This window comes from Acidithiobacillus acidisediminis (assembly GCF_023277115.1).
GTDB lineage: Bacteria > Pseudomonadota > Gammaproteobacteria > Acidithiobacillales > Acidithiobacillaceae > Igneacidithiobacillus > Igneacidithiobacillus acidisediminis.
In genome coordinates, this window is sequence record NZ_JALQCS010000001.1 from 1,287,840 (window position 1) to 1,300,381 (window position 12,542).

The following is a 12,542-nucleotide window of genomic DNA, read 5'->3' on the forward strand; positions in this document are numbered from 1 at the left end:
GGGGGAAGGCAATGCTCAAGCAATTGCGTCCAGAGTTGACCTCATTACTCGACTGCTTTTCTTTGCCTGCGGTGCTTCTTGAGCTAGATCACACGGTGTTGGCGGCAAATCAGGCCTATCGCAAGCAATTTGGCGATGGCAAACCATTGCAGGGGCGTCATTGCGACGAGATTCTGCAGAGTGCGGGCATGCCCTGCGGTGGCGCTGGAAACGAATGTCCGCTGGACCGCTGTCTGCAGAGTGGCAGTGTCCAACATGTGCTTCATCTGCATGATGGACGCGCCTTGCAGATTGATCTATTCCCCATCCGCAATTCCAGCGGCAAGCCGGAGTATTTTCTCGAATTGCTTGCTCCCATGCCAAATCAGGACACTCCCCCGCCAGGGCTGGTTGGCCAAACACCCCTGATGCAGCAGTTGGAACATCTGCTGCACCGCGCCGCCCCGAGCGAAGTGCCGGTCTTGCTACTCGGTGAGTCCGGCACCGGCAAGGAGCTTGCGGCGGCGATGATCCATCGCGCCAGCCGGCGAGCCCAGGGTCCTTTTGTGGTGCTGGATTGTTCCGGTCTCTCAGAAACCCTTTTTGAAAGTGAGCTTTTTGGCCATGAGCGAGGCGCCTTTACCGGCGCGCAAAGCCGGAAAATCGGCCTTGCCGAGGCGGCGAATGGCGGCACGCTCTTTCTCGATGAGGTTGGCGATATTCCGCTGCCCTTGCAGGTGAAGCTCCTGCGCCTGCTGGAAACGGGCACGTTTCGGCGGGTTGGTGGGATCGAAGCCATCCGCTCCGAATTTCGCCTGATCTCGGCCACGCATCGGAATCTGGAAGCCATGGTGCGGGAAGAGAAATTCCGTCAGGATCTCTACTATCGAATCAGTGCCTTTCCCATCACCCTGCCGTCCCTGCGCGAGCGGCGGGAAGATATTCCGCAGATTGCGGGGTATCTGCTGCAACGCCTGGGCTATCCCCGTTTACGCCTGAGTCCCGAGGCATTGCAGGCACTTCTGGCGCATGACTATCCAGGCAATGTGCGGGAGTTGCGCAATATTCTGAACCGCGCTGCCTTACTGGCCGACGATGTCTGGATTTTGCCGGAACATCTGCCCAGCAATCTGCGCTCTGCACCGGAACCAGAGTCTGCGGCTGGCAGCCCGGGTTTCGCTAACTTGGTGCCGCTGGCAGAAATGGAAGAAAGGTACTTGCGCTGGGCGCGCCAGATCCATCTGGGTGATCGCCGCAGTCTGGCGCACTCCCTGGGTATCAGCGAACGCACCTTGTACCGGAAACTGGAGAGTATCAGCGGCCTCCCGGAACAGGTCGAGCATGCCTAATTCTCCGATGGATGATGAGCCGCTGGACTGGTCTCCCGGCTCTTGGCAGCGCCCTGCGGCGCGGAAGGCGGCGCCGATTCTCTTACTGCTGCATGGCCTGGGTGCAAGCCAGGAGGATATGCAGGGGCTGGCAGAGCGTCTCGATCCGCAGCAGCAAGTGCACCTGCTTACCCTGAATGCACCGCAGCGCCCGGTAACCTTGAATCGCGGCTATGTCATGCCAGCCTGGTATGACCTTTTGGGTCTCGGGCCGGACTCCGCTGAGGACCGCGCCGGCATGGAGGAGATGGCTGCGGCCTTGCGCCGTGCATTGGCGCCGGTATTGAGGGGCCGCGAACTGATCTTGGGAGGGTTCTCCCAAGGCGCGGCACTGTCCTTGTACTTACATCTGCATGCCGGTTTTGCCGCCCGCACTTTGTTGATCTTCAGTGGTTATTTGCCGCTGCGACACGAAACGCCATCGGCACACGCAAATTCCGCCCCCATTTTTTGGGGGCATGGACGCGAGGACGATATTCTCCCCCTCAGCTACGCCCAGTGGGGCGAGGAGATTTTGCTGCGGCAGGGCTACTCTGTCACGCGCGAAGACTATCCCATGGCGCACAGCGTCATCGCCGAAGAAATCTCTGCCGCGCGCTCCTTCCTGGAGCAACACGGTATGTATAGGGGAGTGCCTACTCGTTAGTCCGCGAAAATGAACTCCCCCAGGCCCCAGCGGGCCGCCAGGGTTTCCGTCGCATTGAGCAACTCCTCGGCGCGACTGGGATGGTTGACGGGGGATTGGGCAATGCGCCGCAGGAGGGTGTCCCGCTCTCCGCCCGCCGCCAACAAGTGGATCAGTTCTCCGGCATCGCGCCCGACAATCTCTCCGCCCAGTAGTTCTCCGCTATCCATATCTGCGAGGATGCGCGCAAAACCGCGGGTATCGTCCTGACCCAGGGCCCGCGGCGAGCTTTCGAAAGCAGCAAAGCCCACCGCTGGTTCTAAGCCCTCATCTTCCGCCTGCTCATCATCCATGCCAATGCGTGCCAGCTCTACAGCGGAATATACGAGCTCTGGCACCCAAAGAGGTGCGCGGCTCTGTTCATTGCCTTTGAGGATATTATCGATGACCAGCGTGGCGTCGGCGAGGGCCTGGTTGGCGTTCATGTACGGGCCGACCACGTCGCCAATGGCATAGATTCCTGGCTCTGCGGTTTCCAGATGCGCATTGGTGATGACGAATCCGTGTGCGTCGAGAACGACGGCGGTATTCTCTAAACCAAGGGCCTCGGTGTGGGCTTGGCGTCCTGTGGCAAAGAGTACCCAGTCAGCGGATTCCTTTTCCCCCTCCGCATTGGCGACCCATGCCCGCGCAGCGTCTATGCCAGAATCGGTCACGGCGAATTTGTTGCGCGGCACGATCTGCAATTCCTTGAGCGCATCCATCAAGGCATCTTTGGCCTGTGGCGAGTAACGCAGGTGATGGAGAGGTGCGGAATTCACTAACCAGCGGACCTGCTTGCCGAGCTGGGTAAAAATATAGGCAAACTCGGTACCGATCACGCCGCCACCGACGATGACTACGGTATCCCCTGCGGGCACGCCATCATCGAAGAGCATATCGCTATGCAGGATCTTGCCGGGTTGTAAATACGCGCCTTTTGGCAGCCGGGGTGTGGAGCCAGTGGCGATGATGCTGTACTGTGCCTGAATGGTTTCTTCGCCTTGCGCATCGCGAATGCTAATTTCGCGCGCGCTGCGGTAGCTGCCTATCCCACTATACATCTGCACACCCAGGCGTTTGAGGTAGTCGACATAGCTCTCGCGTACGGTTTCCACCACTTTGCGCTGGTGCTCCCAGGCTTGCGCCATATCGCCGCGTAAGGATTCCCCAAGAATGCCGCGCGCCGCGAAATGGCGACTGTTTTCGATCCACTTGGCGGTCTCGTGCCAATCCTTCTTGGGGACGCAGCCGCGATTGAGGCAGGTTCCGCCCCAGATCCCCTTTTCGATGATCGCGACCTTTTTCCCCCGCAATGCGCCGAGCACCGCCGCCCGGTAGCCGCCCGGCCCACTACCAATGATGACAATGTCGAACTCTTTCATAGGCTCCTCGCTCGGTTTTCCGTAGTGTAGCTGTTTTTGCGCCGCAACTCAGCTTGGGCTGAGGCCATTCCCACCCGACCTTTCCTGTCGACAGGCACGACAGGGCTTGGGTATGATTCGCAAAACCTTTTGTGGGGGCGTGATCATGGCGGAACATCTCATACTGACAGCGGTCGACGGCTCGCAAAATGCGCTGGTGGCGGCAGGGGTGGCAGCAAAATTTGCCAGCTTGCTCTCGGGACGTCTGGGCCTGGTGACGGTGCTACAGGTACCGCGGGTGCCGTTGGGCTTCGGTAGCGGACTGTTCTCCGATGGGCTGCGCGATCGGTTGATGGAAGAGGCGCGCGCCGAGGCAGAAAAAACCTTGCAAGGGGTGGCTGAGCGCATCCATGAGGCCTGCGGCTTGCAAATGCCGGAGTATTTCATTGCCACGGGGATTCCCGAGGTCGAGATACCCAAAATCGTTGTTGCTGATCCGCAGATCATGATGGTGGTCGTCGGTCGTCAGGGGTTTGGTACCGAGAGTAAACCGCGAGGTTTGCCCCATGCTTTGGGGGATCTTGGGGCAAAACTCAGCTTGAGTTTGAAGGTGCCCGTGCTGACAGTACCCAGCGATGCCCTGGACGGCCAGATCTGTGCCGGGATCGATAAACTGCGTTCACAAGCCGAAAGCGAGGAGGGCTGAGGGTGGAGATTTACCTGCCCATTGCCCACATGGACATCAATATCGCGATGATCGTGGGTTTTGGTCTGATCGTGGGTTTTCTTTCCGGGCTTACCGGAGTGGGTGGGGGATTTTTGATTACTCCCCTACTGATCTTTGTTGGGGTCCCGCCCTTGATTGCCGTGGGTACGGGGGCAGCGCAGATCGTTGGCGCGTCAGCGGTGGGAAGCTACGCCCACTGGCGTCTGGGCAACGTGGATATGCGCATGGCGATTGTCTTGCTCATTGGGAGCTGGACGGGCGGTCTGATTGGTGTACGCGTCGCCAGAATTTTGGAGCAGAGCGGGCATTTTGGCCTGGTTGTCTCTTTTCTCTATGTTGGTCTGCTCGGATTCATCGGCGTTTCCATGCTGATCGAAGCCCTCATGGCGGTGCGCGGCAAGAAGAAAAGCAAGCCAGTGCAAGACAAGAAATCAAGCTGGGTAGATCGTTTACCCTGGCAAATGGATTTTCCCGTATCCGGCCTGCGCACAACCATCTTGTTGCCTTTGGGACTCGGGGTTGCCGTTGGTGTGCTGACGGCATTGATGGGTGTTGGTGGTGGTTTTGTCATGGTTCCCATCATGCTCTACGTGCTCAAGATGCCGACCAAGGTCGTGGTTGGCACCTCCCTGTTCCAGTTGCTTTTTACCACCGCGGAGGTGGGCATTTTGCAGGCGGGTATGAATCACGCGGTTGATCCCTACCTGGCCCTGGCCCTGGTGGTCGGTTCCATTTTTGGTACCCAGTTTGGTGCCCGCTTGGGAGCGCGCATGCCGGGTGAGCAACTACGCCTTGTCTTGGCCTTGGTCGTCGTCGCCGTGGCAGTGAAGATGGGGCTGGGCTTGGTCATCCCCCCTACTGATGTCTTCCAAGTCACGCAGGTGCTCTGATGCGAAAGCTGATCCTTCGTAGCCTGCTGCTTTCCACTCTTGTCAGTCTGCCTCTTAGCATCCCGGTCTGGGCGCAGGCATCGACAGTTGCGCCCAATGTCGTACTGGGTACCGGCACCGATAAGGTCGACGTGACCAGCCGGTTCCGCGGCCGCGACATCCTGGTTTTTGGCGCCTTGTCGCATCCGGGGCAGGTAATCGTCGCATTGCGTTCTCCTGATAGTGCCGTGGCGGTCACGCGCAAAACGCAAATGGGACCCATCTGGGTGACGGGAAAGAAGGTGACCGTGAGCCACTTCCCCGGTGTCCTGCAAATTCTATCCTCTGCTCCCGTCGATCAGATTCTCTCCCCGGCGCGTCTGGACGCTCTGGGGCTGGATCCGCGCGGTATTCTGGCCCACGCAACGTATGAACCAGAGCCTGCGGACCCGGGCTCTTGGCAGCAGGCCGTGTTGCATAACAAGGAAAAGCAGGGGGCCTATCGCATCAATCCCCATGGGGTACGGGTACAAGATGGTCGGCTGTTTTCCGCCCATCTACTCCTGCCCGCATCCCTGCCCTTGGGGGCTTATGAGTTAGACGTCTACCTGGTACATAACGGGCGTGTCCTGGCGCAGAGTGCGCAAAAAATTGATGTGCTACAGGTAGGTCTGGAGGAGTGGGTCGCCAGATTTGCGGATCAGAAGCCGTGGCTCTTTGGGATCGTGCTGACCCTCTTTCTCGCGACTTTGGGTCTGGGGCTGGGCATCATCATGCAGCGCAAGAACTGAGTCCGAAGCGTACGAAAAAAAGGCCCCGCGAAGGGGCCCGCTGCAAGCAGCAAGTACTAATGACTCTCATAGCCTGCCATATGGGTGATCCGATGACGGAACACCCAGATCTGATAGGCGTTGTACATGATCATGACTGGCACAAACCCGGTCATGAACAGGGTGAGGATGGCTAGATCGTTGGCCGGATTGCCGCCGGCGCTGATGGTCCAGGTGTTGGGTACGATGTAGGGAAAGTTCGTGGCCCACATACCACCCCACATCAGGACGACGATCGCGCCACACCACAGCAGGGCAGGGAAATCCCGGTGCGCAGCATGGGCACTCATCATCTTGTATGCCGCTATGAGAATGGCCACGAGCAGGATGAGCCAGCCAAACCAGCCATTCCCGGTCCACTTGGCAGCGTCGGGCATAATGGCGTAGGACCAAATCAACGTGATCACGACGGCCGCCAGCGCCAGAAAGGAAAAAGTGGTCGCCCAGGCATGGGCCTTTTTATAAATGGGATCCTCCTGCTTGAAGCGGGCACAGAGGTAGAGTGTGCCGGCGAGGCCACCTGCAATTACGGCTGCGATGCCCGTCCAGATGCTGAAGGCACTAATAAAGCTCACGGCGCTGCCGGAAAAATGCGGGATCGTATTGGCAAATGGATCCGCGGCGTTGGTAATTCCCTGGGCATTTTCCTTGCTCATGGAAAAGCCCAGCAAGGTGGCACCCAGGGCAATGCCAGCGAAAAGGGCGGCAATCAAGCTACCCAAACCAAACATGGTACCCCAGAACTTTTTCGAGCTTTTGGCGTGGACATGGAACTCAAAGGCTACGGCGCGGGAGATGATGCCCCACAGAGCGAACATCAGGGGAATCATCAGGTAATTGAATGTGGCGCCATAGACCAAGGGAAAGGCCCCAAAAATCACCCCGCCAGCGACCACCAACCAGGTTTCATTGGCATCCCAGGTGCCGGCCATGGAGGCCATGACCGCAGCGCGATCATTTTCCTCCTTGAGGAGCAGAGAAAACACCCCCGCCCCCAAGTCCGCACCGTCAAGGATGATGTAAATGACGAAGAACAGCCCTAATAAAATCCACCAAAAAGTGCTCAATGCACTGTGGATACGTAGTATTTGATCGAGTTGATCCATTTTTTTGGTCCTCCACGAGAGGCAGGAGGCCTCCTGCCCCCTGCCTGTTGTTTAGCGGCTCTTGTCGAGACTGGGTTTGGCAAAGCTCGCTTGCGCCAATCCCCCACCAGCACTGGGGTTTGCTTCACTGCCGATCACTGGGCTGCTGAGGTCTGGGCCTTTCTTGACAATGCGGGAGAAGAAATACCAAGCACCCCCCCAGACCATGAACTCAAAGCAGATATAGCCGATGAACCAGATCGATTCGGCTGCCACGCCCATGTGGCTGACCCCCTGCCAAGTGCGCATCAGGCCGTACACTACCCAGGGTTGCCGACCGATTTCCCGCGTCCACCAGCCGGTCCACACCGCCAGGTAGGGCAAGAACCCGCTGAACACCATCAAGCGCAAGAAGGTGGGATGACGCCGTAGATTGTCTGCACTGAGCTGCCCGCGTAAGCGCAGCCAGTTCCCCCACAGGGCCATCAAGAAGAGAAAGAAGCCAATGCTTACCATGATGCGGAAGGCATAGAACGGCACCCAGACGTCCGGACGGTCATTGGCGGCAAACTGATCCATACCCGCCACCTTGCCATTGAGGGTGTGGGTTTCCAGTAAGCTCAAGACATGGGGAATGGTGATGGAAAAGACATTGCCATCGTTTTTGCTGTTGGGAATGGCGATCACATGCCAGCCACTGTTGACCTGACCATTGGGCAGATCGGTGTGATAGTGCCCTTCCATGGCGGCCAAAGAGGTGGGTTGATCCACTGCCACCTCGTGACCGAGTTCATCGCCAATGAAAATCTGGAGCGGGGTGATGACGATCAGCGCCAACAGGGTTGGCTTGAGCAGGGTGGTGAACAGATCCGCATGACGATTCTTGAGGATGAACCAGGCGCTGACCGCGGCAAAGAAGAACAGTGACAGCTCAATGGTTGCGATCCACATGTGGGGAAAACCAATATCAAAATTTGGGTTGAAGATGGCATTCCACCAGTTGGTCACCTGAAACAGACCGTCCTTCAGGACGATTCCTCGCGGTGACTGCATCCAACCGTTGGCAACCAGGATCCACATGGCCGAAAGGCTGGAGGAAAGTGCCACGTTGAAGGTGGAGAAGAGATGCATGCCTTTGCCGATCTTGCCCCAGCCAAAAATCATGAGGCCGATGAAGCCCGCCTCATACATGAAGGCGGTGATGGTCTCGAAGCCCAGGATGTTACCGAAAAACGGCCCAACGGCCTGGGAAAAGGGTCCGTAGAGAATGCCAAAGGCCATCTCCATGGTAACGCCGGTAGCGACACCGGCACCAAAGTTGACGATGAAGAGCTTTTCGAAAAAACGTTGCAAGCGGTACCACTTCTCGTTTCCCGAGCGTAGCCAAGCTACTTCCAAAAAGAAGAGCAGCCAGGACATGCCGATGGTCACCGGCGTCCACAGAATATGCATGGACGTGATGAAGGCAAAGTCCAGACGGCTAAGCAGAATCGGGAGGGAGTTCTCGATGATCATGATGTTGCCCTCGTTGATGAAAACCGTTGTTTTGCGTAATGCGAGGGGAGGGAGGCATCTTCCATACCAGAGCAATTCACTAAAGTTTAGTAGTAATATAATTATGTGCTTATCTGATTATCCTTTGTTCTTGGGAGTGATGAGCGGTTCATATCAACCGGCATGACTAGTTGTTAACAACCACCACGGTTGAAAACACCCGTTATTCGTTGGGGATTGGCCCGAGACTGGGATGGAGTTGTAGAGAATGAATCTTCCAGGGGGAATGCTGCGCGGCAAGTTGGGCGTTCAATTGCGAGCGAATCTGGCTGGCGAGGCGTTCTTGTACGGTAATATTTTCTGCGACTTGGTCTAGTTGCGGAAAACGCAGAAAGAGGTTGGCGATGATCTCCTGTTCTCGGGGGCTGTCCAGACGCGGCAACGCCATATCGCGCGGACCTTGCAGCTCGGCTACGGGATGAATCTGTAGGGCAAGTTCCTGGCCGTTGCGTCGCAGTGCCGAGCCGTAACTACCCAATGCTACCGGTAGAAGATATTTTTCTGCGGAGCGCGGTTGCTTGGCAATGGGTTTGCTGACGCTCGGGGGAGGCTTGGGCGCTTTCTGCACCGTTAGGTACAACAAAGCTGCGGCGGCGATTGCCGCCGCTGCAATGCCAAGCCCCCAACTCCTGGTCTTTTTCTTCGCCATGTGCAGCAGTGTAGGGCCGGTTGCGGTGCTGCAGCAAGCCAGCGCAAGCCATTCCTTGACCTATTTTTCTGGTCTCATCTCTGGGTGTAGCAGGAGTACCGGCAGACTGGTGTCGGCGAGGATGTCTTCGCTGGTGACGATGGCAGTGACATCGTCATAGTGCTGCGGCATTTCTCCGTCCTTACAGAGCAGCGCAATTTCTGCGCCGCTGCGGCGGAATTCTGCCACCAGCTCGTAGAGTTGCACATCCCGACGCAGGAGAATCCAGTCCGTGCTCGCGAGTTCCAGCAGCGGTGTCTCCCCAGGCAGATTACGGCGCGCAAGGATCTCCCGCACGCGATGCGAGGCAATGGCCGCCATCGGCTTGCCATCGCGGATCAGCAAGATATGGGGTAGACGCGGATAGCGGCGGAGCAAGCGATGCAGGTCTTGGAGTAGACGATGATCATGCAGCCGTAGCATGGGTGTTTCCACCAGACTGCTCGCAGAGCGCATCAGGTAAAGGTTGCTGTGGCGCGCCTCTGGAATATAGTGCCCGCGCCGTAGCAGTTTGAGGGTATAGATGCTGTCGCGGGTGACCATGCGCCGAATACCAAAGGCAATGGAAGCGACAAGAATCAAGGGAATGATGATGTGATAGTCATTCGTCATCTCAAAAATCATCACCGCACCGGTTACGGCGGCACCGGTGGAGGAGGCGACCATGCCTGCCATACCCAGGGCGGCACCCGTGGCGAGATGCATGTGCAGACTCGGGAACAGCCAGTTCAGCACCAGAATGAATGCTGCGCCCAGTAGCGCACCAACGTACAAGGAGGGCGAAAAGACCCCGCCCGATCCTCCCGCTGCCAGCGTGGTGCTGAAACTGAGGATCTTGAGCAGCACCAGAATCAGCAAAAAGCCAGGATTCAGCAATACCCCATCCAAGGCGTCCTGCACGCTGGCGTATCCGACGCCTTCCACATAGTAGTGGCCAGTGAAGGAGAATATCAGCCAGATGGTAATGCCGACGGCACCCATGCCCACCATGGCGCGGAGGTAAGCGTTGGGCAGCCAACGTTCAAGAAAGTCTTCGGTCCAATACAGCATGCGTGTAAAGAATAGGCCTACCGCACCGATGAGGATCCCCAGTAAGGCAAAAACCAGATAGTTGGGGATGTCCATATGCGCCGTCTCGGCGATGATATCGGGCGGGATGATGAAGGAGGGGAAATTACCCAGTAGCAGGCGGGAAACCAGGGTTGCCGTTCCTGTTGCGATCATCACCGGTACCAGGGTGCGGGCACTGATTTCGACCAGCATCAGCTCGATAGCGAAGAGCACGCCGCCGACAGGGGTGTTGAACGTGGCCGCAATGCCGGCACCGGCGCCCGCTGCAATCAGCCCCAGACGTTGCCACTCGGGCAAGCGTATCCACTGTGCGAGGCTGGAGCCAAAGGCTGCGCCAATCTGAATGATGGGGCCTTCGCGCCCGACTGAGCCGCCACAGCCAATGGTGATGGCAGATGCAAGGGCCTTGACCACTACCACCACGGGACGAATCACCCCGGCCTTGTAGTAGATGGCATCCATCACTTCCGGTACCCCGTGTCCCTTGGCCTCGGGGGCAAATTGGCGTACCAGCCAGACAACGATCAGGCCGCCGACCACCGGGGCGAGAATGATTCCTGCGCCCCAGCGGCTGGCGTCGGCATGTTTCAGCGCGTTGAAAACGAAACTGAGCTGACCATAGAAGAAAAGGTTGTGCATCAGGCCGATGAGGCGGCGAAAGACTACTGCCCCCAGACCGGCCACGATGCCAACAAAGATTGCCAGGAGAAAGTGAAAGAAGGGATTGCGGCGTACCTTGCGCCAGCGCGCCCGTAGCTTACCGCTCTCGCTGCTGCTCCCCTCTAGGGATACCGCACCTACAACGGTGCTGGTGAGCTCACTCATGTCGGCCTACGCGGGCTGCAGCATGGCCCGCGCCTGCTCTTCGACAAAGATCTTGCTGTCCACTTTACAATAAATGGCCTCTTCGTCAGGAAATACAGCAACTTCAGCTACCCCAGGAAGGGCCAGTAATCTTTGCTCCAGTCCACTGTCGGAGTTTGCAGGCAGGCTGAATATGCGCGTAGCCAAGTAGCGCGGACGCTGCATACTCAGTGCTACGCCCATCCAGACCACAAATATGCCGGTAACCACCCAAAAAATAACACTATAATTGCGGGATTCCGGGAGATAGAGCAAGCCACCCAGCAAGCCACCGCAGAAGGCGCCGAAAAACTCGGAAGAGGTATATACCCCCGTTGCCGTGCCCTTGGCGCCGGGGTGGCTGAATTTGGCAATCAAGGAAGGCAGGCTGGCCTCCAAGACATTGAAGCCAACAAAAAACAGGAAGAGGGCGATGGCGATGGTGGTGAGGCTATGGTACGAGACCGCCATGAGTATCCCAGCAATGATCAGTAATGCGATAGCGACGAGAAAAACTTCCTTCAGTTTGCGTTTGGCCTCACCCACGATGATGAGAGGTATCATGAACAAGAAAGAGAGCAGCACGACGGGTAAATACAAGATCCATTGATCGGATAGGGCCAGCAAGGGATGGCGCGGATCGACCAGCACCAGAGGCAACACCACAAAGATTGCGGTGAGACCGGTATGGAGGGCAAAGATACCAAAGTCCAGGCGCAGCAGATTGGGATCGCGCAAGACGGTGCGCAGCATAGCCGGATTCAGTTCTGCATCGCGGTGAAACTTGGCCGGACTGCTGGGGATCACCAGATACAGCACCGCAATCGCCAACAAAGCCAGCAGAGCGGTCAACCAAAAGATTCCCGACACGCCGATGAAATGTGCCAGCGGTGCGGACAGTACCAAGGAGGCACTGAAACTGATCCCAATGGTAATGCCAATGACCGCCATGGCCTTGGTCCATCGTTCTTCACGCACCAGATCCGCAGTCAGCGCAATGATCGCTGCAGCGACGGCGCCCGCGCCTTGAATGATTCGTCCGATCAATAAGCCATCGATGCTACTGGCGAGGGCGGCGATGACGCTACCTATGGCAAAGATCAATAGGCCGATGGCGATGACCGGTTTGCGACCGATACGATCCGAGAGTTTGCCGAAGGGAATCTGCAGGACTGCCTGGGTAAGACCGTAGGCGCCGAGAGCAATGCCGATCAGGGCGGGATGGTCTGCTGCACCGCGAAGGCCGTGGGCATAAACCGAGAAGACGGGCAGAACGAGGAACAAACCCAGCAACCGGAGTCCGAATATCCCTGCCAAAGAAAAGACGGCCCGCTTTTCGCGGTGATCGAGGACAGCTTCTACGGACACGGAGATTCTCCTGTAACGATTGCGGGGCTTGTTTTGATCATAAAGCGGATATTAAATCGTAACAGTCCGACAGTGAAATCGAATTCATCGAATCAAATATCATTGAAAATGA

11 protein-coding genes are annotated in these 12,542 nt (G+C 57.5%); 5 read left to right on the plus strand and 6 right to left on the minus strand.

Annotation, left to right across the window (positions count from 1 at the left end; genetic code table 11):
* Positions 1–11 precede the first annotated feature (11 nt).
* Together M5D89_RS06580 and M5D89_RS06585 are read left to right on the plus strand one after the other, a co-directional pair.
* Positions 12–1,328 (plus strand): sigma-54 interaction domain-containing protein, encoded by a 1,317-nt coding sequence (locus M5D89_RS06580; protein ID WP_248885035.1) that lies wholly within the window; start codon positions 12–14, stop codon positions 1,326–1,328.
* Positions 1,321–2,013, plus strand: coding sequence for an alpha/beta hydrolase (locus M5D89_RS06585; RefSeq protein WP_248885036.1), 693 nt, complete (start codon positions 1,321–1,323; stop codon positions 2,011–2,013). The genes M5D89_RS06580 and M5D89_RS06585 overlap by 8 nt, the downstream gene beginning before the upstream one ends.
* On the opposite strand, the gene M5D89_RS06590 is transcribed toward M5D89_RS06585, so the two are convergent.
* A complete protein-coding gene (locus M5D89_RS06590) occupies positions 2,010–3,416 on the minus strand; it encodes a dihydrolipoyl dehydrogenase family protein (RefSeq protein WP_248885037.1) in 1,407 nt (468 codons plus the stop codon). The genes M5D89_RS06585 and M5D89_RS06590 overlap by 4 nt on opposite strands.
* Positions 3,417–3,561: 145 nt before the next feature.
* Here M5D89_RS06590 and M5D89_RS06595 point away from each other — a divergent pair, with 145 nt between their 5' ends.
* The 3 genes from M5D89_RS06595 to M5D89_RS06605 are packed head-to-tail and all read left to right on the plus strand — an operon-like array spanning position 3,562 to position 5,782.
* A complete protein-coding gene (locus tag M5D89_RS06595; protein ID WP_248885038.1) occupies positions 3,562–4,101 on the plus strand; it encodes a universal stress protein in 540 nt (179 codons plus the stop codon).
* Positions 4,102–4,103: 2 nt separating this feature from the next.
* Positions 4,104–5,012, plus strand: coding sequence for a sulfite exporter TauE/SafE family protein (locus tag M5D89_RS06600; RefSeq protein WP_248885039.1), 909 nt, complete (start codon positions 4,104–4,106; stop codon positions 5,010–5,012).
* Positions 5,012–5,782, plus strand: coding sequence for a TIGR02186 family protein (locus M5D89_RS06605; protein WP_248885040.1), 771 nt, complete (start codon positions 5,012–5,014; stop codon positions 5,780–5,782). Before M5D89_RS06600 ends, M5D89_RS06605 begins: the two co-directional genes overlap by 1 nt.
* A 56-nt stretch (positions 5,783–5,838) precedes the next feature.
* On the opposite strand, the gene M5D89_RS06610 is transcribed toward M5D89_RS06605, so the two are convergent.
* From M5D89_RS06610 to M5D89_RS06630, 5 genes are all read right to left on the minus strand, one after another.
* Positions 5,839–6,927, minus strand: a complete 1,089-nt coding sequence (locus M5D89_RS06610) for a cytochrome d ubiquinol oxidase subunit II (RefSeq protein ID WP_248885041.1) — start codon at positions 6,925–6,927, stop codon at positions 5,839–5,841.
* 51 nt (positions 6,928–6,978) lie between these two features.
* On the minus strand, positions 6,979–8,421 hold the full coding sequence (locus M5D89_RS06615; protein ID WP_248885042.1) for a cytochrome ubiquinol oxidase subunit I: 1,443 nt from the start codon (positions 8,419–8,421) through the stop codon (positions 6,979–6,981).
* Between the two features lie 202 nt (positions 8,422–8,623).
* Positions 8,624–9,109 (minus strand): hypothetical protein, encoded by a 486-nt coding sequence (locus M5D89_RS06620; protein ID WP_248885043.1) that lies wholly within the window; start codon positions 9,107–9,109, stop codon positions 8,624–8,626.
* Between the two features lie 60 nt (positions 9,110–9,169).
* The gene (locus M5D89_RS06625; protein WP_248885044.1) at positions 9,170–11,044 is read right to left on the minus strand and encodes a chloride channel protein; all 1,875 of its coding nucleotides are present in this window, start codon (positions 11,042–11,044) and stop codon (positions 9,170–9,172) included.
* Between the two features lie 6 nt (positions 11,045–11,050).
* On the minus strand, positions 11,051–12,430 hold the full coding sequence (locus M5D89_RS06630) for an MFS transporter (RefSeq protein ID WP_248885045.1): 1,380 nt from the start codon (positions 12,428–12,430) through the stop codon (positions 11,051–11,053).
* Positions 12,431–12,542: the final 112 nt, after the last annotated feature.

Excerpts from the sequence above, each read along its gene's own strand:
- M5D89_RS06580 (WP_248885035.1), top strand. The coding sequence starts at position 12 with ATGCTCAAGCAATTGCGTCCAGAGTTGACCTCATTACTCGACTGCTTT.
- M5D89_RS06585 (WP_248885036.1), top strand. The coding sequence starts at position 1,321 with ATGCCTAATTCTCCGATGGATGATGAGCCGCTGGACTGGTCTCCCGGC.
- M5D89_RS06590 (WP_248885037.1), bottom strand. The coding sequence starts at position 3,416 with ATGAAAGAGTTCGACATTGTCATCATTGGTAGTGGGCCGGGCGGCTAC.
- M5D89_RS06595 (WP_248885038.1), top strand. The coding sequence starts at position 3,562 with ATGGCGGAACATCTCATACTGACAGCGGTCGACGGCTCGCAAAATGCG.
- M5D89_RS06605 (WP_248885040.1), top strand. The coding sequence starts at position 5,012 with ATGCGAAAGCTGATCCTTCGTAGCCTGCTGCTTTCCACTCTTGTCAGT.
- M5D89_RS06610 (WP_248885041.1), bottom strand. The coding sequence starts at position 6,927 with ATGGATCAACTCGATCAAATACTACGTATCCACAGTGCATTGAGCACT.
- M5D89_RS06615 (WP_248885042.1), bottom strand. The coding sequence starts at position 8,421 with ATGATCATCGAGAACTCCCTCCCGATTCTGCTTAGCCGTCTGGACTTT.
- M5D89_RS06620 (WP_248885043.1), bottom strand. The coding sequence starts at position 9,109 with ATGGCGAAGAAAAAGACCAGGAGTTGGGGGCTTGGCATTGCAGCGGCG.
- M5D89_RS06625 (WP_248885044.1), bottom strand. The coding sequence starts at position 11,044 with ATGAGTGAGCTCACCAGCACCGTTGTAGGTGCGGTATCCCTAGAGGGG.